Genomic DNA, 24,245 nt, shown 5'->3' on the forward strand with positions numbered 1-24,245 from the left:
AGAATAAGAAGAGCTAACAGTATTGTATTGCCAAGACGTTCCCCGATAATATCTGTTACTTTTATTTTATGTGCGTAAGAAATACCGAAATCCCCTTGTACAGCATTTGAAATCCACCTTACATATTGAGTGGGAATAGGATCGTTTAAACCTAGTTTTTCACGTTGTTCTTCGAGCACTTTTGGATCGGCTTTTGGGTTTGCTAGTTCAGCGCCACTTAATGCATCACCTGGCATTGCCTTAGCCAGTGTAAAGACGAGTACGCTTAATATGAATAATTGCGGTATCATAACTAAAACCCGGCGTAATATAAATTTCCACATGTTTTATCACTCCCTTAAGGTAATGCCACCCGGTGTGTTGGCGAGATTGGTTTTAAATCGTAAGCACGACCATTTTCATTGAAATAATTTTCGTATGATTTCTCATACTCAACGCTTACCTCACGACGCAATTTACGTTGTTGCTCGCGGTTTTCTGGACGAATATCAGGAATAGCTGATATTAGGCGCTTCGTATAGATGTGCTGTGGATTATTATAAATTTCAGCACTAGTTGCTTCTTCCACAATGCGTCCGCGATACATAACACCGATACGGTCACACATATGGCGAATTACACCTAAATCATGACTAATAAATAGGTATGTTAGTCCGAGTTCAGATTGTAAATCTTGTAAGAAGTTTAAAACTTGAGCTTGTACCGACACGTCAAGTGCAGATACAGGTTCGTCCGCGATAATAAGCTTCGGTTTTAATGTAAGTGCGCGTGCAATACCAATCCGCTGTCTTTGTCCACCGGAAAATTCATGTGGGTATTTATACATAGACTCAGGATTTAAGCCAACTTTATCAAGATAATCTTGAACAGCTCTACGCTCTTCATCAGGTGAGAGTTTCTCAAAATTTCGAAGTGGTTCAGCGATAATATCCATAACACGTTTCTTCGGGTTTAAGGATGAATAAGGATCTTGAAAAATCATCTGAATATCTTTTCGTTGTTCTCTTAGTTCTGAGCGACTTAATTTTGTTAAATCTCTATTATTAAAATGAATACTACCGCCTGTCGCTTTTGTTAAGTGCATAATTGCTTTTCCAGTTGTTGATTTGCCGCTCCCAGATTCCCCAACGATTCCGTATGTTTCGCCAGGTTGTAGTTCGAAGCTTACGCCATCAACAGCGCGAACGTAATCTAATGTACGACCGAAAACACCACCTTTAATTGGAAAATGTACTTTTAAATCTTCTACTTTAAGCAGTGCCATGAGTTACGTCATCTCCTTTCTTATGTTGGAAGTTGAAGTGTTTGTAGCAAGTGCAACGTACCCAATGGTCTTGTTTTACTTCATGTAAAACGGGATTTTCTTCATGTTGATCAGGTCTAATCCATGGAATCCGTGCTTGGAATCGACAACCTGTGCGAGGTAACTTAGCTAATGTCGGTACAACGCCTTGAATAACATGTAATTTTTCTTTTTCAGCAGATGTAGACGGGATTGAATTTAATAAGGAACGAGTATATGGATGAAGAGGGTTATTAAAAATCTCTTCGACTGTTCCTGTTTCTACAACTTGTCCTGCATACATAACGACGATACGATCAGCGGTTTCGGCCACGACGCTTAAATCGTGTGTAATTAAGATGATGCCCATTTTCGTTTGTTCTTGAATGGAACGTAATAAATCTAAAATTTGCGCTTGAATGGTTACGTCAAGTGCAGTTGTTGGCTCATCTGCAATAATGAGCCCTGGCTTACAAGCAATTGCAATTGCGATAACAATTCTTTGTCTCATTCCGCCAGATAATTCGTGTGGGTATTGTTTATATGTAAGTTCTGGTTTTGGAATACCAACTTGATGGAGTAGTTCTAAAGTGCGTTCTTTCTTTTCTGCTTTCGAAAGACTTGTATGGTAGTCTAAGTTTTCTTCAATTTGTTTTCCAACTGTCATAAGAGGATCGAGTGCTGTAAGAGGTTCTTGGAAAATCATTCCGATATTTGAACCGCGTACTTTGTTTATTTCGGCGGTTGACATGCTTAGTAAGTCCTTATCTCTATAGTAAAGCTGCCCTTGTAATTTTGTATTTGCTTCATTATGCAGTCGCATAATAGAAAGGGCAAGTGCACTTTTTCCGCAACCTGATTCACCAACTATCGCGACAATCTCATTTTCATGGACAGTTAACGAAACGTTATCAACTGCTGCATGATATTGATCTTGTATGCGAAAGGAAGTTTGCAAGTTTTCAATACGAAGAAGTGGATTCTTCATGGCTATCCCTCCATCTTTTCTGAAAAGACTAAATATTTTGTATGTTGTTATTTTAATATAAATTGACAATGTTTGACAAGGATAAGTTGAAAAAATATTCAAAAATCTTTTTATATAAAAGTGGAATGCAGTTGTATTAGGTATTGAAGTGATTTGGAAGCGCTAACATATATATGAGAGGAAAATAAATCTTTTGTAAGAAAAAAGATTTATATGTAGAAAAAAGAGAGGCATTCTGGAAAGAATGGTCTCTCTTTTTTTGATAAGTATAATATTTGTACTTAAGCTTGCTTTTGTTTTGTTGACCCTGTATTTAAAGTAAGGGCAAGGAAGAACATTGCAAGTATGCAAGATGCAAGTAATAAGATGAATCCGCCATCCCATCCGAATGCATCTACGATAAAGCCCATAGCGGCACTAGCGAAAGCAGCTCCGCCTAAGTAACCGAAGAATCCAGTTAAGCCTGCTGCTGTTCCAGCAGCTTTCTTTGGTGCTAAGTCAAGAGCGTGTAGACCAATTAGCATAACCGGTCCGTAAATTAAAAATCCAATTGCGACAAGTGCGATACTATCAACCATTGGATTACCAGGAGGGTTTAACCAGTAAACAAGAACTGCGATAAATACACCAACCATAAATAAAATACCAGCAGGTGCACGACGTCCTTTAAATAGTTTATCACTCATCCATCCGCAAAGAAGTGTACCTGGAATACCAGCCCATTCATATAGAGCGTAAGCAGTACGTGAGCTACTATGAGTAAAGCTTTTTTCTTCTACTAAATAAGTAGGAGCCCAGTCTACAACGCCGTAACGTACGAAATATACGAAAACGTTCGCAATAGCGATGTACCATAAAAACTTATTGTTTAGTACGTATTTAAATAAAATTTCTTTTGCCGAAAGTTCGCGTTCGCGATCTTTTATTTTCTCATCTGGTGGATATTCTCCAGTATGCTCTTCAATAGAAGGTAGTCCACAAGATTGAGGCGTATCTTTCATTGTAATTAATACATAAATACCAACTAAAATTGAAAGAATACCTGGGAAGTAAAAAATACTTTTCCAGTCATCTGCGAAGAAGTATAAGCCTAATGTTACAAGAGAAGGCATAAGCGCGCCGCCGACATTATGAGCGACGTTCCAAATAGACATTTTTGTACCACGTTCGCTAATAGAGAACCAGTGAACCATCGTACGGCCACAAGGAGGCCAGCCCATACCTTGTACCCATCCATTTAAAAACTGAAGTACAAACATAAGTATAATGCTCGTTGTAATGAAAGAAAATGAGCCGAAAATAATATTAATGATACCTGATAAAAATAGCCCAGCTGCTAAAAAGTAGCGAGGATTACAACGATCGGATACGATACCCATCAAGAATTTACTTAATCCGTAAGCGATAGATACTGCTGAAAGGATAACCCCAAGTTCCCCTTTACTAAAGCCTTGCTCGATTAAGTATGGCATTGCTAGTGAAAAGTTTTTTCGAACAAAGTAGTAGCCTGCATAACCGATGAAGATACCTAAGAATACTTGTAAACGTAATTTACGGTATTCGCTATCAACGCGATCAGCTGGTAAGCGTTCCGCGTGGGGCGCAGGTTTAAATAATTGTGTGAAAAACATAAAATGAAAATCCTCCCCTAATTAATTCGAAGCGTTTTAAGACAGAGAATATAAAAAGGCCATGAAATATAAAAAAGTTTCCTTTTTTATGATTCATAGCCGTGTACTCCGTTTCTCCGTGACTGTCAATATTAACTTCGTCGAAAATTATACAACTTTGTGACAAAAATGTAAACGTTTTTATGAATAAAAGTATTGACGGATTTTGTTCGCGGGATTAATATTTAAATACGTTAAATATTTTATTGTTTAAATAAGAGGTGGATAACATGCCAAATGATATGACGCATATCGATAAAATTCAAGCTCTTGCCTTTTCGATTGGAAAGAAAATGCAGACGGAGTTATTAGAACAAATGCAAGCAACAGGACTTACACCACCGCAGTTTTATATTTTAAAGATTTTAGATCATTATGGGGCTTCAAGAGCGACAACATTAGCAAAAAAGATGTATGTGAAGCCTAGCGCGATTACAGTGATGATTGATCGTCTAATCGATCAAGAACTTGTAGAACGCTATCACGACAAAGATGACCGTCGTGTTGTCATCATCGAGTTAACGAAAAAGGGGAAAGCTAGAGTAGAAGAGGCAATGACAGCTCGCAACGAGCATATTGCAAAATACTTTTCACATTTAGAGTTGCAAGAAAGAGAAGATTTATTACGTCTCTTTGAGAAGTTAGAAACCATTATTTGCGGGACACAAGAGAAAAAAGAGAATAACTAAGAGGAATTGAGGAGATTACATGGAGCAACAAGAAAATCAAAATAGAAAGTTGTTGTTAATCGGTTTAGTAATCGCGATGCTATTTGCTGCATTAGATGGAACAATTGTTGGTACAGCAATGCCACGTATCGTCGGTGACCTAGGCGGATTAAGTTTAATGACATGGTTAACAACGGCATATATGTTAACATCAACGACAGTTGTACCAATTGCAGGTAAATTAGCGGATTTACTTGGTCGTCGTAACGTATATATAACAGGGCTAGTTATTTTCATGATTGGTTCGGCGTTATGTGGTATGGCGAATGGTATGACAGAATTAATTATTTTCCGTGGTATTCAAGGTCTTGGTGGCGGTATTATGATGCCAATGGCTATGATTATTATTGGAGATATGTTCACGGGAAAAGAACGTGCGAAATGGCAAGGTATTTTTGGTGCGTTATACGGTCTTGCTTCTGTAATTGGACCACAAGTTGGTGGTTGGATTGTAGATGCAGTGAACTGGAGATGGGTATTCTACATTAACTTACCGGTTGGTATTTTAGCAACAATCTTTATTGCAATGGGATTAAAATCACATAAACAAACAGGACCAATTAAAATTGATATCGCTGGAATCTTTACGATGATTCTAGGTGTTGTAAGTTTATTACTTGCGCTAACGTTTGGCGGAAAAGATTATGCATGGGATTCTTGGCAAATTATCGGTTTATTTGCACTAGCTGTAATTGGTATCGTTAGCTTTGTTATTGTTGAAACGAAAGCTGAAGAGCCGATTTTACCAATGCATTTCTTTAAAAATCGCACATTTACAATACTGAATGCGATTGGATTCTTTATGAGTATTGGAATGTTCGGCGCGATTATGTTTGTACCATTCTTCATGCAAGGTATTGTAGGAGTAAGTGCTGCTGAATCAGGAACAATTATGACTCCAATGATGATTACAATGATTGTAATGAGTATTATCGGTGGGCAACTTGTACTAAAAGTTGGTGTAAAACCACAAATTATCGCAGGTATGCTTATTATGGCCGGTGGTTTCTGGTTATTAACAACGATGGATATGCACACAACGAAGCTTACAGCTACTTCTTATATGATGGTTATCGGTTTAGGAATGGGTCTTGTAATGCCGACATTAACATTAGCGTTACAAGAAAGCTTCCCGAAAAAAGACCTTGGTGTCGTAACGTCATCAAGTCAGTTCTTCCGTCAAATTGGTGGAACATTTGGTATTACAATTTTAGGGTCAATTATGAATAACACTTCAGGTACAACGTTAACAAATAAATTAGTACCTGTATTAGATACATTCCCGAAAGAAGCGGGACAAATGGTAACGAAATTTAAAGATATGATTCACACAGATCCACAAGGTTTATATTCGATGCTATTTAGCCCAGAGGCATTAAAACAAATGCCAGAAGCGTTTGCTAACAGCATTGTACCTATTTTGAAAAACTCTTTAGTAGACTCGCTTCATACTGTATTCTTAACAGGATTAGTATTTATCGTAGTAGGTGCCATCTTTACGATTTTCTTACAAAAAATTAAACTATCAGATCGTAAAAAAGATGCTGAAGAGCCTGCTGTAGAAGAAAAAGAAAAAACTGTATCATACTCGTAATGAAGAAGCATCGCCTTATGGCGGTGCTTTTTTGAGTATAACCTTAAAAGCTTTTTAGTGAGAAATGATTGACGTATTTTTAGAAATACGTTATATTATTTTCTGTAAACGGTTACATGAAATGAGGAGAAAAGAGAATGAGTACGATTAAAGACGTTGCGAAATTAGCGGGAGTATCTGTTGCGACCGTTTCCAGAGTTTTAAATAAAAATGGATATGTTCACGAAGATACATTAAAAAAGGTAGAGCGTGCAATTGAGATGTTAGATTATAAGCCTAGTACAGTAGCGCGTTCACTGTATAATAAAAAGTCTCGTTTAATTGGCTTAGTTGTTCCAAATATCGTGAATCCGTTCTTTCCAGAAGTTGCACGTGCCGTAGAAGATGTAGCACATAAACAAGGTTACACAGTTGTCCTTTGTAACTCTGATGAAAGTTTAGAAAAAGAGAAACAATACATTGATGTACTTAGACAAAATAATGTAGATGGATTTATTGTAGCAACGAATCCACAAAATAGTGTTAATTACATGAATTTATCTGTCCCGGTTGTTGCGATTGACCGTATGTTTAATGAGCGTATTCCTACTGTATATGCAGATAACTATGCAGGAAGTCAGGCTGCGACAAAGTTGTTACTAGATAAAGGATGTAAACATATTGCACATATTCGCGGTCCACGTGATGTGAGTACTGCAAATGAACGTTTTGAAGGTTTTGTAGACGTTATTACGCAAAATAATCTTTCGTATATGATTGCAGAGAGTACGTTTGATCCAGCAAATAGTGAGCGTGTAGCGATGGAATTATTAGAAGAATACCCGCATATTGATGGTATTGTTGCTGGGAATGATTTAATTGCGATTGGTATTGTAAAGGCCGCACTTCAAAAGGGGATTGCCATTCCAGATGATTTACAAATTATCGGATTTGATGGAATTTCTTTAACAGAAATGATGTATCCATCTATTACAACAGTTGCACAACCGATATATGAAATGGGAAAAATTGCAACAGAGTTGTTGTTAGAGCAAATGGAAGGAAATACATTAGAAGAGAAACACTATCGTTTGCCGATTGAAATTATAGAACGAAATACAACGAAGTAAGGAGATGAAACAGATGCCAAATATTGCAGTAGTAGGAAGCATTTCAATGGACTTAGTGGCTGTTTCAAAAAAACGGCCGAAAGCAGGAGAAACAGTAATTGGTGAAGCGTTTCATACAATCCCAGGAGGGAAAGGGGCAAACCAAGCAGTTGCTGCAGCTAGGTTAGGAGCAAATGTAGCAATGGTTGGAGCTGTAGGAAATGATGATTATGGAACAGTAGTTAGAAAAAATTTAGAGAACGAACGCATTTTTATCGATTATGTGGTACCGGTTACAGATAGAACGACAGGAATTGCTCATATCGTTTTAGCAGAAGAAGATAACAGTATTGTTGTCGTACAAGGTGCAAATGCTCTTGTAAATAAGTCAGTTGTAGATTGCTCCAAAGACCTTCTTGTAAAAGCGGATATGGTTGTTCTTCAACTAGAAATTCCACTTGAAACAGTAAAATATGTATTGGCTATTTGTGAGGAGCATAATATTCCTGTTATGTTGAATCCAGCGCCAGCACAAGTTTTATCAGAAGAAATTTTAGAAAAAGCAACTTATATTACGCCAAATGAACATGAGTGCCGCATCGTATTAAATGATTTTACATCACCAATTGAAGATTTACTGGCTAAATATCCAAATAAACTATTGATGACAGAAGGTTCTAACGGTGTTCGTTTCTATAATGGCAAGGAGATTGTACATGTTCCTAGCATTGCTGTTGATGTAGTGGATACAACTGGAGCTGGTGATACATTTAATGGTGCGTTAGCAGTTGCACTTTCTGAAGGAGAGACACTTCAAAAAGCAATTCGCTTCGCGAATATTGCCGGTGGTCTTTCTGTAACGAAACTTGGAGCACAGGGCGGTATGCCAACGAGAGATCGAGTACGTGAAGTGCAGGTGATTGTTGGATGAAAAAGCATGGTGTATTAAACAGTGAAATCGCGGCAGTCCTTGCTTCACTTGGGCATACAGATACGGTTGTAATTGCTGATTGCGGATTACCGATTCCGGATGGAGTAAAACGAATTGATTTAGCTGTTGAGATTGGAAAACCGAGTTTTTTAGAGGTGTTACAAGTTGTAGCTGATGATATGGCAATCGAAAAAGTGACGTTAGCAGAAGAAGTCATTATAAATAATGCGGAAGTAAATAAAGAAATAGAGCAGAAATTAATAGAGCCAGCATTTGAGTATGTATCTCACGAACAATTTAAAGAGCATACAAAGAAAGCGAAGGCGATTATTCGTACAGGCGAGGCTACGCCTTATGCAAATGTAATTTTACATGCAGGCGTGATTTTTTAATAAAGGGAAGTGATGGGAATGCATATTGAAATGAAAAACATTTCAAAGGCGTTCAATGGTAATCCTGTTTTGAAGAATGCACAGTTTATGATTGAAACAGGAGAAGTCCATGCATTGATGGGGGAAAATGGAGCGGGTAAATCAACGCTCATGAAGATTTTAACAGGTGTATACAAAAAAGATGGTGGGACAATCACGATTGATGGGCAAGAGCGTACCTTTAAAAATGCGAAAGAAGCTGAAGAGTACGGCATAGCATTTATACATCAAGAACTAAACATATTGCCGAATTTAACAGTAGCTGAAAATATGTTTCTCGGTAAAGAGTTAATGTATGGGAAAACAGGTATTTTACGCACTCGACAAATGAACGCGATTGCGCAGCAGCAACTAGCAGAGCTAGGATTGCATGTAAGAGGCGCTATGTTAGCAGAGGAACTATCGGTTGGACAACAGCAAATTATCGAAATTGCGAAAGCGTTAATGACAAACGCGAGCGTTATTATTATGGATGAACCTACTGCGGCACTGACGGATCGTGAAATCGAAACGCTCTTTACAGTAATCAATAAGTTACGTAAAGAAGGTGTTTCATTCGTGTACATTTCGCATCGTATGGAAGAGATTTTCTCAATATGTGATGCCATTACGATTTTGCGTGATGGAGAATACGTCGGAAAGAGAGTAATTCCAGAAACGTCATTTGATGAAGTAGTGAGTATGATGGTGGGGCGCAGCATTGGTGAACGTTACCCAGAGCGAAATAGTCAAATTGGTGATGTCATTTTTGAAATGCGTAACGGAACGAAAAAAGGAAAATTTGAAAATGTTTCGTTTCAAGTAAGAAAAGGTGAAATCCTTGGTGTAGCTGGTTTGATGGGGGCTGGACGCACTGATATTATGAAAGCGATATTTGGTTATGAACCTTTAGATTCTGGACAAATTTTTATAAATGGACAAGAGGTAAAAATTGATAGTCCAATAGATGCAATTAGACAAAGAATTGCTTTCATTACAGAAGATAGAAAGTCTGAAGGGTTAGTGTTAGATTTTTCAATTCGAGAAAATTTAGCTTTACCGAATTTAGAAAGTCTTTCAAAGGGAAGTGTTCTAAGTAACGAGCTAGAACAGCAGTTTACAGAAGATATGATGAAGCTTCTTAATGTGAAAGCATCTAGCGGGGAGCAGACAGTGAAATCTCTTTCTGGTGGAAATCAGCAAAAGATTGTAATCGCAAAATGGCTAGGCATTCATCCGCAATTACTTATTTTAGATGAGCCAACAAGAGGTGTAGATGTTGGAGCGAAAAAAGAAATTTACTCTATCATGAATAAGCTTACAGAGCAAGGCGATGCCGTTATTATGGTATCATCTGAGCTTCCGGAAGTTTTAGGGATGAGTGATCGAGTTCTTGTCATTCATGAAGGAAAAATCGGCGGCATTTTAGGGAAAGATGAGGCATCACAAGAGTCTATTATGGCACTAGCTACAGGGGGAGAGTAAGGATGGCTAAGAAGGGGAATGTATTACAACAACTCGGTTCTTTAATCGGTTTAGTATTAATTATCGTCGTAATTACAGCTTTAAATCCAGCGTTCATTGAAATTCCAAATTTATTTAATATACTGCGTCAAGTATCGATTAATGCGCTTATTGCATTCGGAATGACCTTCGTAATTTTAACAGGGGGTATTGACTTATCGGTAGGTTCTATTTTAGCATTATCAAGTGCACTTGTTGCTGGAATGATGGCAAGTGGCATGGATCCGTTCCTTGCAATGGCAGTTGGACTATTAGCAGGTCTTGTAATGGGAATTGTAAACGGTATCATCATTGCGAAAGGAAAAGTAGCTCCATTTATTGCAACTTTAGCAACAATGACTATTTTTCGTGGGTTGACGCTTGTTTATATGGACGGACGTCCGATCACTGGTCTTGGTGATCATTTAATGTTCCAAATGTTTGGCCGCGGTTATTTTCTTGGTATTCCGGTACCAGCTGTTACAATGATGATCGCTTTCGCAGTACTGTACTTCATTTTGAAGAAAACGACATTTGGCCGTCGTACATTTGCAATTGGTGGAAATGAAGAAGCAGCAGCACTGTCAGGTATTAATGTTACGAGAATTAAAGTAATGATTTACGGTCTTTCCGGAATTTTGGCAGCGCTTGCAGGTATTGTCTTAACATCACGACTAGATTCTGCACAGCCGACTGCAGGTACTTCTTACGAATTAGATGCAATTGCAGCAGTTGTATTAGGTGGAACAAGTCTTTCTGGGGGAAGAGGATGGATTGTTGGTACATTCATCGGTGTACTAATTATCGGTGTACTAAATAACGGTTTAAATTTATTAGGTGTATCTTCTTTCTTCCAACAAGTTGTAAAAGGACTTGTAATCTTACTAGCTGTATTAATTGATCGCCGAAAAGAAGCATAATGGAGGGACAGTTCATGAAGAAATGGTTACTTATACTCGTTGCATGTATTATGGTCATTACTGCTGGTTGTTCAATGGAACCACCAGAATGGGCAAAGGATTCTAGCGATAAAGGTCGAAATAAAACTATTAAAGTTGGATTCTCTGTTTCAACTTTAAATAATCCCTTCTTTGTAACTTTGAAAAAGGGTGCAGAAAAGAAAGCGAAAGATAGCGGCATCGAATTGATTGCTGTTGATGCGCAAAATGATGCAGCGAAGCAAACGAACGATGTTGAAGATTTAATTCAAAAGGGTGTCGATGTAGTTGTTATTAATCCGACCGATTCAGATGCTGTTGCTTCAGCGGTAAGTGCGGCAAATGCAGCAAATGTTCCTGTTATTACAGTAGACCGCGTTGCGAATTCAGGTAAGGTTGTTTCTCACATTGCTTCTAACAATATCGAAGGTGGTCAAATGGCTAGTGATTACATTCGTGAATTAGTCGGCGAAGGAGCAAACGTTGCTGAGTTAGAAGGAATCCCTGGATCGTCTGCTGCTCGTGAACGTGGGAAAGGATTCCATAACGTAGCCGATAAGTCTTTAAAAGTAGTTGCCAAACAAGCGGCTGATTTTGATAGAGCGAAAGGATTATCTGTTATGGAAAACATTTTGCAAGCAAATAGCGATATTAAAGCCGTGTTTGCGCATAACGACGAGATGGCATTAGGTGCACTTGAAGCATTGAAGTCTGCTGGAAAAACAGATGTAGTAGTTGTTGGATTTGATGCAACTGAAGATGCTGTGAAAGCGGTTAACGATGGGCGTATGGCTGCAACAGTCGCTCAAAAACCGGAATTAATCGGAGAGAAGGCGATGCAAACAGCAAAAGAGATAACACAAGGTAAAAAAGTGGACAAATCTATTCCGATTGAATTAGAGCTTATTAAGAAAAATAAATAAATATAAAATGAAAATTAGGAAGGAAGAATAACAAATGAAATTCTTTATTGATACAGCAAACATTAACGAAATTAAAGAGGCAAATGCATTAGGCGTAGTAGCTGGAGTAACGACAAACCCATCACTTGTAGCAAAAGAAGGCGTAGATTTCCATGAGCGTATTCGTGAAATTTGCAGCTTTATAGAAGGACCTGTAAGTGCAGAAGTAATTAGCTTAGAAGCTGATAAAATGATTGAAGAAGGAAAAGAATTAGCGAAGATTGCTCCAAACGTTGTTGTAAAAGTTCCAATGACAACAGAAGGTTTAAAAGCAGTAAAAGCGTTCTCTGATTTAGGAATTCGTACAAACGTTACATTAGTATTCTCAGCAGTTCAAGCATTACTTGCAGCTCGCGCTGGTGCAACATATGTTTCACCATTCTTAGGTCGTTTAGATGATATCGGTCATAACGGTATGGATTTAATTCGTCAAATCGCAGAAATCTTTGCAATTCATGGCATCGAAACAGAAATCATTGCAGCATCTGTACGTCACAGCGTTCACGTAACTGATGCAGCATTAAACGGTGCACATATTGCAACAATCCCAGCAAACGTAATTGCTTCATTAGTGAAGCACCCATTAACAGATCAAGGAATTGAGAAATTCTTAGCTGATTGGGAAAAAACACAAGAGAAATAATAGAAAATCAAGAATCCTAGTTTAATTGACTAGGATTCTTTTTATTTAAAAGAATTTTCATGCAATTTTGCATATTGTCTTTTAAATTTGTTATATAAGATATTTAATATATATCACATAACTCTTTATTTTTCATATTTCGATATAAAGTGAAACTTTAATCAGTGGGGGCTTTGTTCATCAGCACACTGAGTATTAGTTTTACCAAGGGATAAACAGATAGAGGGTCTGACCAGAAAACTGGAGGGCATGATTCTATAACAGAAAGTTCAATGTTTATAGAATTATGTCTTTTTATATAGGGAGGGTAGTAAACAGAGATTTCGACAAAAACGCACCGATTTATCTGAATTTTAAGTTTTATAAAAGGAGAGAAATGGAATGAGAAGAAAAGCCCCATTTAAAGTGTTGTCATCATTAGCAATTGCAGCAATTATCGGATGCACATCTGTAATGAGTGCGCCGTTAGCATATGCAGAAACGCCAGCAAAAGAGAAAGAGAATGTGTCTACAACGCCAATTGATTACAATTTAATTCAAGAAGATCGTTTAGCGGAAGCTTTGAAAGAAAGAGGAACAATTAATCCAGCATCTTCTAAAGAAGAGACGAAAAAGGCTGTCGAGCAATATATTGAAAAGAAACAAGGAGATCAGGCGAACAAAGAAATTCTTCCAGATGCTCACTCACAAGAAACGTCTGATTTCACAAAAAAATTAAAAGAGAAAAAGATGGAAGAAAAGGAAAATGTAAAAAAGACTGAAAAAAATATTAATCTTGAGCAAAAGCCAGAACCAAATAAAAAGCAATTGAATGGGCAAGTTCCAACTTCAAAAGCAAAGCAAGCTCCATATAAAGGATCTGTTCGATCAGATAAAGTATTAGTGCTACTCGTTGAATTTAGTGATTATAAACATAATAATATTGATCAAACACCAGGTTATATGTATTCGAAAGACTTTAGTAGAGAACATTATCAAAAGATGTTGTTCGGTAAGGAGCCTTATACATTATTTGATGGTTCAAAAGTAAAAACGTTTAAACAATACTATGAAGAGCAGTCTGGTGGTAGTTATACGACAGACGGATATGTAACGGAGTGGCTAACAGTTCCAGGAAAAGCATCTGATTATGGAGCTGATGGTAGCAGTGGTCACGATAATAAAGGTCCGAAAGGTGCACGTGATTTAGTGAAAGAAGCTTTGCATGCAGCTGCTGAGAAAGGACTAGATTTATCTCAATTTGATCAATTTGATAGATATGATACAAACGGGGATGGGAATCAAAATGAACCTGACGGTGTAATTGATCATTTAATGGTAATCCATGCTGGTGTTGGTCAAGAAGCAGGTGGTGGTAAATTAGGTGATGATGCGATCTGGTCACATCGTTCAAAATTAGCAGTAGATCCAGTAGCGATTGAAGGTACAAAATCAAAGGTAGATTACTTTGGTGGAAAAGTAGCAGCACATGATTACACAATTGAACCAGAAGATGGAGCTGTAGGTGTGTTTGCGCATGAATTTGGACATGATCTTGGATTACCAGATGAATATGACACGAAATATACTGGAAATGGTTCACCTGTCGAAGCTTGGTCATTAATGAGTGGAGGTAGTTGGACAGGAAAAGTCGCAGGAACGGAGCCGACAAGTTTTTCACCACAAAATAAAGACTTCTTACAAAAGAATATGGGTGGCAACTGGGCAAGAATATTAGAAGTAGATTACGATAAAATTAAGAGTGGTGTGGGAGTTCCTACCTATATTGATCAAAGTGTTACGAAATCAAATCGTCCAGGCGTTGTACGTGTTAACTTACCAGGTAAAAGTGTTGAAACGATTAAACCGGAGTTTGGAAAGCATGCATATTATAGTACAAGAGGCGATGATATGCATACAACGTTAGAGACACCATTCTTTGATTTAACAAAAGGAACAAATGCAACATTCAATTATAAAGCAAATTATGAGTTAGAAGCAGAGTGCGATTTCGTCGAAGTACATGCAGTAACAGAAGATGGAACGAAAACATTAATTGATAGGCTTGGAGAAAAAGTAGTCCAAGGAGATAAAGATACAACAGATGGGAAATGGATTGATAAATCATATGATTTAAGTCAATTTAAAGGGAAAAAAGTGAAACTACAATTCGACTATATTACAGATCCGGCTGTAACATATAAAGGTTTTGCGATGGATAATGTGAATGCAACTGTTGATGGACAAGTTGTATTTTCTGATGATGCAGAAGGACAGTCTAAAATGAATTTAAATGGTTTTGTTGTTTCTGATGGGACAGAGAAGAAAGCTCATTATTACTACTTAGAATGGAGAAACTATGCGGGATCAGATAATGGATTAAAAGCAGGAAAAGGTCCAGTGTATAATACAGGTCTTGTCGTTTGGTATGCAGATGATAGCTTTAAAGATAACTGGGTTGGGGTGCATCCAGGTGAAGGATTCCTTGGGGTTGTAGATTCTCATCCAGAAGCACTTGTTGGTAATTTGAACGGGAAACCAGCGTACGGTAATACGGGCATGCAAATTGCAGACGCTGCATTTTCATTTGATCAAACACCAGCATGGAGTGTAAATTCGTTAACACGTGGACAATTTAATTATAATGGATTACAAGGTGTTACAACATTTGATGATTCAAAAGTATATAGTAATAAACAAATTGCTGATGCAGGACGCAAAGTTCCAAACCTTGGACTTAAATTCCAAGTTGTTGGACAAGCAGAAGATAAGTCGGCAGGTGCTGTTTGGATTAGACGTTAATAAAATAAAAGCACATTCTTCAAATGAAGGATGTGCTTTTTAATTTGTACAGTAAGTTATTATTTTAGTTCATGTAATACAAATGTTTATTCATGTGTAGTGTATCAAATTATGTGGGGAAAGGAAATATTTCCGAGGAAATTGTCGAAGTATCGTCGGTATTTATAAACTTTCTTTTTAAAAGAAGAGAAGTATTATTGCCTTTACGGCCCAATTTATTTACATTGTTATTTGGTTATACACAAAAGTAATATATTGGGCAAAAAAGAGTTCTATTCGATAGGGCTCTTTTTATAGATAGAAAGGAGTAAGCGATAAATGAAAGAAGTTATTGGATGTCCACAGTGTGAAGGGGATATTACTGTACAACATATTATTGATCTCCCGCATCCTTTTTCATTAAGGTGTCCACATTGTAAGGTGAAGTTGAAAGAAATAAGGATAACGCCATGTTTAATATTAGCGATGATTTGTATAATTCCACTGTTTATTATTATTGGAGAGAGTATTAAGGAATTACTAGTAAAATATTTTTCTATTGTAGACAATGTACCAACTGTACTTATTTTCTTTTTATTTTGTTATCCATTGTATTATTTCTATGAAAAATATAATGCTATATTATTTATTAAATATGGTTTGTTGAAAGTTAAAAGTTGAATTGAATAGGAGATTGTCATTATGCTTTGGAAAATATATTTAGTTATTGTAGCAATGTTAGCTATTATTTCGTTAGTAAGGGGTATGTTTCAAACACCAATTCAAAAGTTTGACTTTGTAGTATCTATTATTATGTGGATAGGGCTCTTTGGTTTTGTATTTGATATACAAATATTAACCCCAATCGTTTGGAAATGTATCTTCGTGTTTAGTATTATTTGGACTTTAACTGCAGTTTTTGTTTTTCGTTTATATGAAGAGCGAGATGAGCCGTTACCTTTTATATTTAAAGTAATTGGAATTATTCCAACGCTTCCATTATATTATGGATTATATCAATATGCATTTTAAAAAAGACAACGATGGATTATCCCATCATTGTCTTTTTTACTTTGCTTCTTACATAAATCATCCCAGCAAATGTTAATAAAAATGCTGTCCCGATAATGAAGCTAGCGCTAGGTGATGCTCCGATTGCGCCGACTGTAAAGGAGCCAGCAACAACTCCTAATGAGAAGAAGGCATAAAATAATCCGAATGCCTTTCCGCGATTATCGTCTGTAGTATTTTCAACGAGTAAAGCGTTAATAGACGGGAAGAGGATCGCGAATCCAATTCCATAAATCATCATTACGATAAAGAGCATACCTTTTGTAGCAAATAATCCGAGTAAAGATAATGCGAATGCCATAACTGCAATTCCGATTAGCATTAGTTTCGAACGATTAAATCGATCGTAAATACGATTTGTTGGAAGCAAGAAGAAGAGGATAGCAGTTATACCGAATACACTTAACATCATGCCTGTTGTAGATGCTTTAAGCGCTAATGCCTCAACTTTTACTGGTAACATATAAGTGACAATTCCTTGTGAAAACATTAATGTGAAAGCACCAATATATGCTTGTAATAACGGTTCTGATTTTAAAAGTTCAACCATATCTTCTTTGTTCATCATTTGCGTTCTTGATGTATCTTTTCTTGATACGTTATTTGGTAAGAAGAATAGAGATACGATTGTACCAAGAGCCATTAAAATAGAAATAGTAATGAAGACCCATTCTACGCCAGCTGTTGCTTTCATAATACCGCTGAAAGCAGGTCCGACGATTGCCGCTGTTCCAACAGCAGCACCAGATAGAGCCATTGCTTTTCCTTGTTTTTTTGCATTTGTTTGTTTTGATAAAAATGTAAAGGCAGCAGGAATTAAAAAGCCATCACTAAATCCATGCATAAAGCGAACAACTAATAGTTGTTCACCACTTTGAACAACGGTGTATAACAAGACTATGAAACTCGTAATTCCCATGCTTATATAAAGGATTTTTTTTGCACCAAATTTATCGACAGCGGCTCCAGCAATAATATTACCGATCATATTAGCGAATGAGTACATACCGACAACTAGCCCGATAATAAGAGGAGTTCCTCCAAGGCTTTGAGCGAAAGTACTCATAATAGGTAATTGTGAAAATGTATCTAAAAATGCCACGATAACGATAAAGTAAATAAAATATTTCAAGCGATATTCACCTCTCCTATGCTATTATGGCACAATGCTAATTTCACCTGCAATGAAATTGAATTAACAGATGTGGAAAAAAGTACAAAGTGACAAAATATTGAACGTTATTTGTAAAAAATTAGTGAAAATGCGATTGTTTTTTTGAAATATATGGATAGAAGTATTATAATAGAATCGTAAACTTCACCAGGTTAAGTATATACATAGAGAGGGATGTATAAAATGAAAGCACTACTTTGGCATAATCAACGTGATGTACGAGTAGAAGAAGTACCAGAACCAACAGTAAAACCAGGAACAGTGAAAATCAAAGTTAAATGGTGTGGTATTTGTGGGACAGACTTGCATGAATATTTAGCAGGGCCTATTTTTATTCCAACAGAAGAACATCCATTAACACATGTGAAAGCACCTGTTATTTTAGGTCATGAGTTTAGTGGTGAGGTAATAGAGATTGGTGAAGGAGTTACATCTCATAAAGTGGGAGACCGCGTTGTTGTAGAACCAATTTATTCTTGTGGTAAATGTGAAGCTTGTAAACATGGACATTACAATGTTTGTGAACAACTTGTTTTCCACGGTCTTGGCGGAGAAGGCGGCGGTTTCTCTGAATATACAGTAGTACCAGAAGATATGGTTCATCACATTCCTGATGAAATGACGTATGAACAAGGTGCGCTTGTAGAACCAGCAGCAGTAGCAGTTCATGCAGTACGTCAAAGTAAATTAAAAGAAGGGGAAGCTGTAGCGGTATTTGGTTGCGGGCCAATTGGACTTCTTGTTATCCAAGCAGCTAAAGCAGCAGGAGCAACTCCTGTTATTGCAGTTGAACTTTCTAAAGAACGTCAAGAGTTAGCGAAATTAGCAGGTGCGGATTATGTATTAAATCCAGCAACTCAAGATGTGTTAGCTGAGATTCGTAACTTAACAAATGGTTTAGGTGTAAATGTTAGCTTTGAAGTAACAGGTGTTGAAGTTGTACTACGTCAAGCGATTGAAAGTACAAGCTTCGAAGGACAAACTGTAATTGTTAGTGTATGGGAAAAAGACGCAACAATTACTCCAAATAACTTAGTATTAAAAGAAAAAGAAGTTATTGGTATTTTAGGATACCGTCACATCTTCCCAGCTGTTATTAAATTGATTAGCTCCGGTCAAATTCAAGCAGAGAAATTAATTACGAAAAAAATTACAGTGGATCAAGTTGTTGAAGAAGGATTTGAAGCACTTGTAAAAGATAAAACACAAGTGAAAATTCTTGTTTCACCTAAATAAGATAGAATCGAAAAGAGTAGCCCTTTTCTAGAAATAGAAGAGGGCTACTTTTTTTCTATACTGAAAGGTGATAGACTTTCCTTTGACTAAATGTATTTTTGTTTGGAAGGGAGAATCTAATGCTTTCATTTTTGTTAACTTTAAAGCGAATGTTAAGAGCTTGTTTACGAGCGTGGAAAGATAAAGAATTTCAAGTATTATTCATATTAACAATTTTGACTTTACTATCGGGTACGATTTTTTATAGTACAGTTGAAGGGTTACGTCCTATTGACGCTTTATATTTTAGTGTGGTCACGTTGACGACTGTCGGTGATGGGAATTTTAGTCCGCAAACTGATTTCGGAAAGATATTTACAATCTTATACATATTTATTGGGATTGGATTAGTGTTTGGATTTATTCATAAGTTAGCAGTTAATGTACAATTGCCAAGTATATTATCGAATAGAAAAAAAGAGTAAAGCATGTGGGTGCTTTACTCTTTTTTTACATTAGTTTAGACAAGCCTTAATAATAGTTTATTAAAATGAAAGTGTATTCATTCATTATATTCACTGTGTATAAAGTTATAATGATATGAACATTTGCATATTTTAATTTAGTGATAGAAATTTCGTGAAAGGTGGGATATTCTAGTCATAGGTTAACCGGACGACATCATAGGATCCTAACAAAATGTTTACAATAATTCAATTATAAAATGGAGGATTTTATATGAAAAAGAAAGTACTTGCTTTAGCGGCAGCTATTACATTAGTTGCTCCATTACAAAGTGTTGCATTTGCTCATGAAAATGATGGGGGACAGAGATTTGGAGTTATTCCGCGCTGGTCTGCTGAAGATAAACATAAAGAAGGCGTGAATTCTCATTTATGGATTGTAAACCGTGCAGTTGATATTATGTCTCGTAATACAACACTTGTAAAACAAGAGCGAGTTGCACTATTAAATGAATGGCGTACTGAGTTAGAGAACGGTATTTATGCTGCTGACTATGAAAATCCTTATTATGATAATAGCACATTTGCTTCACATTTCTATGATCCTGACAATGGGAAAACTTATATTCCGTATGCAAAGCAGGCAAAGGAAACTGGAGCTAAATATTTTAAATTAGCTGGTGAGTCTTACAAAAATAAAGATATGAAACAAGCATTCTTCTATTTAGGATTATCTCTTCATTATTTAGGGGATGTAAACCAACCGATGCATGCGGCAAACTTTACGAACCTTTCGTATCCACAAGGATTCCATTCTAAATATGAAAACTTTGTAGATACGATAAAAGATAATTATAAAGTAACGGATGGAAATGGATATTGGAACTGGAAAGGTACGAATCCAGAAGATTGGATTCATGGAGCGGCAGTAGTTGCGAAACAAGATTACGCTGGCATTGTAAATGATAATACGAAAGATTGGTTCGTGAGAGCTGCTGTATCACAAGAATATGCAGATAAATGGCGCGCTGAAGTTACACCAATGACAGGTAAGCGTTTAATGGATGCACAACGTGTTACTGCTGGATACATTCAGCTTTGGTTTGATACGTACGGAAATCGTTAAGTATTTGAAAAAGGTCAAATCTCAGAATAGAGTATTTGGCCTTTTTATCACTATACAATACATGGAGGTATGAAACGTGAAAGGTAAATTGCTAAAAGGTGTACTTAGCTTAGGGGTTGGTTTAGGAGCTTTATATAGCGGAACGTCAGCTCAAGCAGAAGCATCTACAAATCAAAATGATACATTAAAAGTGATGACGCATAATGTATATATGCTATCAACAAACTTATATCCGAACTGGGGACAAAATGAGCGTGCTGATTTAATCGGGGCGGCAGATTATATAAAGAATCAAGATGTTGTTATATTAAATGAAGTGTTTGATAATAGTGCTTCAGATCGTTTATTAGGGAATTTGAAGAAAGAATATCCAAATCAAACAGCAGTATTAGGTCGTAGTAGTGGAAGCGAATGGGATAAAACGTTAGGAAACTATTCATCTTCAACTCCTGAAGATGGTGGCGTTGCGATTGTGAGCAAATGGCCAATCGCTGAAAAGATTCAATATGTATTTGCAAAAGGATGCGGGCCAGATAATTTATCGAATAAAGGATTTGTATACACGAAAATTAAGAAAAATGATCGTTTCGTTCACGTGATTGGGACGCATTTGCAGGCTGAAGATAGTATGTGCGGAAAAACTTCACCAGCATCTGTACGTACGAACCAATTAAAAGAAATTCAAGATTTTATTAAAAATAAAAATATACCAAATAATGAGTATGTGTTAATTGGTGGTGATATGAACGTAAATAAAATAAATGCAGAGAACAATAATGATTCAGAGTATGCATCTATGTTTAAAACATTGAACGCTTCTGTACCATCTTATACTGGACATACAGCGACTTGGGATGCAACGACAAACAGTATTGCAAAATATAATTTCCCTGATAGCCCTGCCGAATATTTAGATTATATTATTGCAAGCAAAGACCATGCGAACCCATCGTATATAGCGAATAAGGTGTTACAGCCGAAATCTCCACAATGGACTGTTACATCGTGGTTCCAAAAATATACGTATAATGATTACTCTGATCATTATCCAGTAGAGGCGACTATTTCTATGAAGTAGTTTCAAAAAGTTTCTTCGTAAAGAAGAAACTTTTTTTATTTGCAAACAGGAAAATCATACTTTCTTTCCAATATGTATAAGACATATTGAGAAGAGGAGAGAAAAATGTGGATCGAGGAATTTTTAAAGAAGTTCCATTACCGTGTGCATTTTTGGATGAAGTGGCTTTAGATAGAAACATTCAATCGATTATAGAGTTAAGTGGAAATAAGAAGATTCGTATAGCGAGTAAATCGTTACGTTCTGTTCCAATTATGCAAAAGATTTTAGCTGCAAATGATCGATTTCAAGGTATTATGTGCTTTTCACCTAGAGAGATTTTATTTTTAATAGAACAAGGATTTAATGATTTATTGCTCGGATATCCTGCTTATGATGAAAGAGCTTTGTATGAAATTAGTTTGCTAACAAAGAAAGGTTTCATTATAACTTGTATGGTGGATTGTGAAGAGCATATTGTGTATTTAGAAAAAATTGCTGAGAAATCTAAAGGATGTTTTCGTGTTTGTTTGGATATTGATATGAGTAGTCGTTTTTTTCAATTTCATTTTGGTGTACAAAGATCCCCGGTAAAAAATGTGCAGGATGCGTTGAAAGTAGTAGAAAAGGTGAGAAGGTCATCATATTTAATGTTAGATGGTGTGATGGGTTATGAAGCTCAAATTGCTGGGGTGGGCGATCATATACCGAATCAATGGCTGAAAAGTAAAGTGATTTCGTATTTAAAGAAGAAATCAGTGTTAGAAGTTAAAGAAAGAAGAGAACATATTGTAAAAGCAATACAAAACCTTGGTATTGAGCTAAGGTTTGTAAATGGAGGGGGAACAGGAAGCATAAAAACAACCGAGAAAGATAATTCAGTTTCAGAGATTACAGTAGGTTCTGCTTTTTATTCTCCGAAGCTGTTTGATTATTATAAAGAGGTGAAATTTCATCCAGCGGTCGGATTTGCCTTACCAGTTGTGCGTAAACCAGCCCCGTTTATTTACACTTGCCTAGGTGGTGGATATATTGCTTCAGGAGCAGTTGGAAAAGATAAAGAGCCTGAAGTTTGGAGACCGAAGGGTGCAAAACTATTAGCTTTAGAAGGTGCTGGCGAGGTACAAACGCCAATTTTTTATAACGGCGAGGAACGAGTGGATATAGGAGAGTCCATTTTGTTTCGTCATAGTAAGGCTGGCGAGTTATGTGAACGCTTTCCTTTTTTGTATCGTGTTAAAAAAGGAGAGATTGTTGGGGAGTATTCAACATATCGGGGGGATGGCCAATGCTTTCTATAAAGGGGAAAAAGTGGAGGAATTGGACAGGGAATGTAGAAGGAACGCCGCATTATACGATGTATCCAGAAAGTATACAAGATGTAGTAGAAGTTGTGGATCTTGCACGAAAAAAGGGGAAGAAAATTCGTGTTGTCGGTTCAGGACACTCGTTTACCCCCCTTGTGCAAACGGAAGAAGTTTTAGTTTCTTTAGATGAATTGAAGGGCATTGTGAATATTGATGCAGAGAAGATGGTTGCTGAAGTATGGGCAGGAACAAAGTTACATGATTTAGGGAAGTTACTTGAGGAAAAAGGTTATGCGCAAGAAAATTTAGGGGATATTGATTCACAATCTATTGCAGGAGCGATTAGTACGGGGACTCATGGAACGGGTATTACCTTTGGGAGTTTATCAACACAAGTTATAGAGATTACGGCAGTTTTGTCTAATGGTGAGAGTATAGTTTGTTCGGAAGCTGAGAACGTAGAATATTGGAGAGCGTTTCAGTTGTCACTTGGAATGTTAGGTATCATTGTAAAGATAAAATTGAAGGTTATTCCAGCGTATGCACTCGTTTATGAAAGTGAAAAACAGTCATTATCTACTGTAATGAACAAACTAGAAGAATATAAGAAGAATCGTCATTTTGAATTTTTCGTTTTTCCTTATTCTGATGAAGTACAAGTGAAATTTACGAACGAAACAACGAATACAGGCAGTGATTTGAAATGGCATAAACTAAAGGTTGAGTTACTTGAAAATAGGATGTTCTCTTTGCTATCTCAAGGGTGTAAATGGTTTCCTTCTATAAGTAAAGGAGTGAGTCGATTATCAGCTAAGGCTGTACCAAACACAAAAATAATTGGCCCGAGCTATGAAGTATTTGCTACATCACGTACGGTACCATTTTATGAAATGGAGTATAGCATTCCCTCAAAGTATATGAGGACGGTTGTAGAAGAAATCTCAAATCTTATTGAAAAGAAAAAGTATAAGGTGCACTTCCCAATCGAATGCCGCTATGTGAAAGGTGATGATATATGGCTTAGTCCAGCCTATGGAAGAGATTCAGCGTATATCGCTGTTCATATGTATAAAGGTATGAAATATGCTGCTTACTTTGGCGAAGTGGAAAAAATTTTTCTGAAGTATGAAGGGCGTCCGCATTGGGGGAAAATGCATACATTATCATATGAGCAATTACAAGATATATATCCAGAGTTTCATTCGTTTTTACAGGTGAGGAAATCTCTAGATGAACTTGGAATGTTTTTTAATCCTTATGCAGAAAATTTATTTATCCCGCTATTTGCCGGGCAGTAAGACCCCCACTGATTAAAGTTTCACATTATGTATATG

The 24,245-nt window shown here is 36.7% G+C and carries 22 protein-coding genes and 1 pseudogene; 18 read left to right on the forward strand and 5 right to left on the reverse strand.

Annotated elements, in window-relative coordinates; translation table 11 throughout:
- From MR170_RS10450 to glpT, 4 genes and pseudogenes are all read right to left on the reverse strand, one after another.
- A pseudogene (locus MR170_RS10450) lies at positions 1-323 on the reverse strand (ABC transporter permease); the annotation flags it as partial.
- Between the two features lie 14 nt (positions 324-337).
- Complete coding sequence (locus MR170_RS10455; protein WP_043935149.1) at positions 338-1,264, reverse strand: ABC transporter ATP-binding protein; 927 nt, start codon at positions 1,262-1,264, stop codon at positions 338-340.
- On the reverse strand, positions 1,251-2,270 hold the full coding sequence (locus tag MR170_RS10460; RefSeq protein WP_029441571.1) for an ABC transporter ATP-binding protein: 1,020 nt from the start codon (positions 2,268-2,270) through the stop codon (positions 1,251-1,253). The genes MR170_RS10455 and MR170_RS10460 overlap by 14 nt, the downstream gene beginning before the upstream one ends.
- Before the next feature lie 281 nt (positions 2,271-2,551).
- Positions 2,552-3,901, reverse strand: coding sequence for a glycerol-3-phosphate transporter (glpT, locus tag MR170_RS10465; RefSeq protein WP_000466382.1), 1,350 nt, complete (start codon positions 3,899-3,901; stop codon positions 2,552-2,554).
- Positions 3,902-4,170: 269 nt separating this feature from the next.
- Here glpT and MR170_RS10470 point away from each other — a divergent pair, with 269 nt between their 5' ends.
- From MR170_RS10470 to MR170_RS10525, 12 genes are all read left to right on the forward strand, one after another.
- On the forward strand, positions 4,171-4,629 hold the full coding sequence (locus MR170_RS10470; RefSeq protein WP_001132365.1) for a MarR family winged helix-turn-helix transcriptional regulator: 459 nt from the start codon (positions 4,171-4,173) through the stop codon (positions 4,627-4,629).
- 19 nt (positions 4,630-4,648) lie between these two features.
- Positions 4,649-6,262 (forward strand): MDR family MFS transporter, encoded by a 1,614-nt coding sequence (locus MR170_RS10475; RefSeq protein WP_000437647.1) that lies wholly within the window; start codon positions 4,649-4,651, stop codon positions 6,260-6,262.
- A 137-nt stretch (positions 6,263-6,399) separates the two neighbouring features.
- Positions 6,400-7,371, forward strand: coding sequence for a ribose operon transcriptional repressor RbsR (gene rbsR / locus MR170_RS10480; RefSeq protein ID WP_000104047.1), 972 nt, complete (start codon positions 6,400-6,402; stop codon positions 7,369-7,371).
- A 13-nt stretch (positions 7,372-7,384) separates the two neighbouring features.
- Positions 7,385-8,281 (forward strand): ribokinase, encoded by an 897-nt coding sequence (rbsK, locus tag MR170_RS10485; RefSeq protein WP_043935148.1) that lies wholly within the window; start codon positions 7,385-7,387, stop codon positions 8,279-8,281.
- On the forward strand, positions 8,278-8,673 hold the full coding sequence (gene rbsD / locus MR170_RS10490; RefSeq protein ID WP_000716151.1) for a D-ribose pyranase: 396 nt from the start codon (positions 8,278-8,280) through the stop codon (positions 8,671-8,673). The genes rbsK and rbsD overlap by 4 nt, the downstream gene beginning before the upstream one ends.
- Before the next feature lie 18 nt (positions 8,674-8,691).
- On the forward strand, positions 8,692-10,176 hold the full coding sequence (rbsA, locus tag MR170_RS10495; RefSeq protein ID WP_242308211.1) for a ribose ABC transporter ATP-binding protein RbsA: 1,485 nt from the start codon (positions 8,692-8,694) through the stop codon (positions 10,174-10,176).
- A gap of 2 nt (positions 10,177-10,178) precedes the next feature.
- Positions 10,179-11,114 carry an ABC transporter permease subunit gene (locus MR170_RS10500; RefSeq protein WP_001074641.1) on the forward strand — a complete coding sequence of 312 codons (936 nt, stop codon included), beginning with the start codon at positions 10,179-10,181 and terminating at the stop codon, positions 11,112-11,114.
- Between the two features lie 14 nt (positions 11,115-11,128).
- The gene (gene rbsB, locus MR170_RS10505) at positions 11,129-12,055 is read left to right on the forward strand and encodes a ribose ABC transporter substrate-binding protein RbsB (protein WP_000758976.1); all 927 of its coding nucleotides are present in this window, start codon (positions 11,129-11,131) and stop codon (positions 12,053-12,055) included.
- Between the two features lie 34 nt (positions 12,056-12,089).
- Positions 12,090-12,737 (forward strand): fructose-6-phosphate aldolase, encoded by a 648-nt coding sequence (gene fsa / locus MR170_RS10510; RefSeq protein WP_000667666.1) that lies wholly within the window; start codon positions 12,090-12,092, stop codon positions 12,735-12,737.
- Between the two features lie 381 nt (positions 12,738-13,118).
- Positions 13,119-15,518: a M6 family metalloprotease immune inhibitor InhA2 gene (inhA2, locus tag MR170_RS10515; protein ID WP_043935147.1), complete on the forward strand. Its 2,400-nt coding sequence runs from the start codon at positions 13,119-13,121 to the stop codon at positions 15,516-15,518.
- Positions 15,519-15,836: 318 nt separating this feature from the next.
- Positions 15,837-16,178: a hypothetical protein gene (locus tag MR170_RS10520; RefSeq protein ID WP_016083518.1), complete on the forward strand. Its 342-nt coding sequence runs from the start codon at positions 15,837-15,839 to the stop codon at positions 16,176-16,178.
- A gap of 21 nt (positions 16,179-16,199) precedes the next feature.
- Positions 16,200-16,529: a hypothetical protein gene (locus MR170_RS10525; RefSeq protein ID WP_043935146.1), complete on the forward strand. Its 330-nt coding sequence runs from the start codon at positions 16,200-16,202 to the stop codon at positions 16,527-16,529.
- A gap of 16 nt (positions 16,530-16,545) precedes the next feature.
- On the opposite strand, the gene MR170_RS10530 is transcribed toward MR170_RS10525, so the two are convergent.
- Complete coding sequence (locus MR170_RS10530; RefSeq protein WP_043935145.1) at positions 16,546-17,700, reverse strand: MFS transporter; 1,155 nt, start codon at positions 17,698-17,700, stop codon at positions 16,546-16,548.
- A gap of 225 nt (positions 17,701-17,925) precedes the next feature.
- On the opposite strand from MR170_RS10530, the gene bdhA reads away from it, so the two are divergent.
- The 6 genes from bdhA (at position 17,926) to MR170_RS10560 (ending at position 24,209) form a co-directional block, all read left to right on the forward strand.
- On the forward strand, positions 17,926-18,978 hold the full coding sequence (gene bdhA, locus MR170_RS10535) for a (R,R)-butanediol dehydrogenase (RefSeq protein WP_000645827.1): 1,053 nt from the start codon (positions 17,926-17,928) through the stop codon (positions 18,976-18,978).
- 119 nt (positions 18,979-19,097) lie between these two features.
- The gene (locus MR170_RS10540; protein ID WP_043935144.1) at positions 19,098-19,442 is read left to right on the forward strand and encodes a potassium channel family protein; all 345 of its coding nucleotides are present in this window, start codon (positions 19,098-19,100) and stop codon (positions 19,440-19,442) included.
- A 253-nt stretch (positions 19,443-19,695) separates the two neighbouring features.
- Positions 19,696-20,547, forward strand: a complete 852-nt coding sequence (cerA, locus tag MR170_RS10545) for a phospholipase CerA (RefSeq protein WP_043935143.1) — start codon at positions 19,696-19,698, stop codon at positions 20,545-20,547.
- Between the two features lie 76 nt (positions 20,548-20,623).
- Positions 20,624-21,625, forward strand: coding sequence for a sphingomyelinase C (sph, locus tag MR170_RS10550; protein ID WP_043935142.1), 1,002 nt, complete (start codon positions 20,624-20,626; stop codon positions 21,623-21,625).
- A 107-nt stretch (positions 21,626-21,732) separates the two neighbouring features.
- Complete coding sequence (locus MR170_RS10555) at positions 21,733-22,905, forward strand: amino acid deaminase/aldolase (protein WP_043935141.1); 1,173 nt, start codon at positions 21,733-21,735, stop codon at positions 22,903-22,905.
- Positions 22,893-24,209 (forward strand): D-arabinono-1,4-lactone oxidase, encoded by a 1,317-nt coding sequence (locus tag MR170_RS10560; RefSeq protein WP_242308212.1) that lies wholly within the window; start codon positions 22,893-22,895, stop codon positions 24,207-24,209. Before MR170_RS10555 ends, MR170_RS10560 begins: the two co-directional genes overlap by 13 nt.
- Positions 24,210-24,245: the final 36 nt, after the last annotated feature.

This window comes from Bacillus cereus group sp. BfR-BA-01524, assembly GCF_022662595.1.
Taxonomy (GTDB): Bacteria; Bacillota; Bacilli; order Bacillales; family Bacillaceae_G; genus Bacillus_A; species Bacillus_A thuringiensis_S.

Bases quoted from the DNA above. Each gene is read 5' to 3' on its own strand.
- rbsK (WP_043935148.1), top strand. From the start codon at position 7,385: ATGCCAAATATTGCAGTAGTAGGAAGCATTTCAATGGACTTAGTGGCT.
- fsa (WP_000667666.1), top strand. From the start codon at position 12,090: ATGAAATTCTTTATTGATACAGCAAACATTAACGAAATTAAAGAGGCA.
- MR170_RS10560 (WP_242308212.1), top strand. From the start codon at position 22,893: ATGCTTTCTATAAAGGGGAAAAAGTGGAGGAATTGGACAGGGAATGTA.
- inhA2 (WP_043935147.1), top strand. From the start codon at position 13,119: ATGAGAAGAAAAGCCCCATTTAAAGTGTTGTCATCATTAGCAATTGCA.
- cerA (WP_043935143.1), top strand. From the start codon at position 19,696: ATGAAAAAGAAAGTACTTGCTTTAGCGGCAGCTATTACATTAGTTGCT.
- MR170_RS10460 (WP_029441571.1), bottom strand. From the start codon at position 2,270: ATGAAGAATCCACTTCTTCGTATTGAAAACTTGCAAACTTCCTTTCGC.
- rbsR (WP_000104047.1), top strand. From the start codon at position 6,400: ATGAGTACGATTAAAGACGTTGCGAAATTAGCGGGAGTATCTGTTGCG.
- MR170_RS10540 (WP_043935144.1), top strand. From the start codon at position 19,098: ATGCTTTCATTTTTGTTAACTTTAAAGCGAATGTTAAGAGCTTGTTTA.
- MR170_RS10475 (WP_000437647.1), top strand. From the start codon at position 4,649: ATGGAGCAACAAGAAAATCAAAATAGAAAGTTGTTGTTAATCGGTTTA.
- bdhA (WP_000645827.1), top strand. From the start codon at position 17,926: ATGAAAGCACTACTTTGGCATAATCAACGTGATGTACGAGTAGAAGAA.
- rbsA (WP_242308211.1), top strand. From the start codon at position 8,692: ATGCATATTGAAATGAAAAACATTTCAAAGGCGTTCAATGGTAATCCT.
- rbsB (WP_000758976.1), top strand. From the start codon at position 11,129: ATGAAGAAATGGTTACTTATACTCGTTGCATGTATTATGGTCATTACT.
- MR170_RS10525 (WP_043935146.1), top strand. From the start codon at position 16,200: ATGCTTTGGAAAATATATTTAGTTATTGTAGCAATGTTAGCTATTATT.
- MR170_RS10455 (WP_043935149.1), bottom strand. From the start codon at position 1,264: ATGGCACTGCTTAAAGTAGAAGATTTAAAAGTACATTTTCCAATTAAA.
- MR170_RS10470 (WP_001132365.1), top strand. From the start codon at position 4,171: ATGCCAAATGATATGACGCATATCGATAAAATTCAAGCTCTTGCCTTT.
- MR170_RS10500 (WP_001074641.1), top strand. From the start codon at position 10,179: ATGGCTAAGAAGGGGAATGTATTACAACAACTCGGTTCTTTAATCGGT.
- glpT (WP_000466382.1), bottom strand. From the start codon at position 3,901: ATGTTTTTCACACAATTATTTAAACCTGCGCCCCACGCGGAACGCTTA.
- rbsD (WP_000716151.1), top strand. From the start codon at position 8,278: ATGAAAAAGCATGGTGTATTAAACAGTGAAATCGCGGCAGTCCTTGCT.
- MR170_RS10520 (WP_016083518.1), top strand. From the start codon at position 15,837: ATGAAAGAAGTTATTGGATGTCCACAGTGTGAAGGGGATATTACTGTA.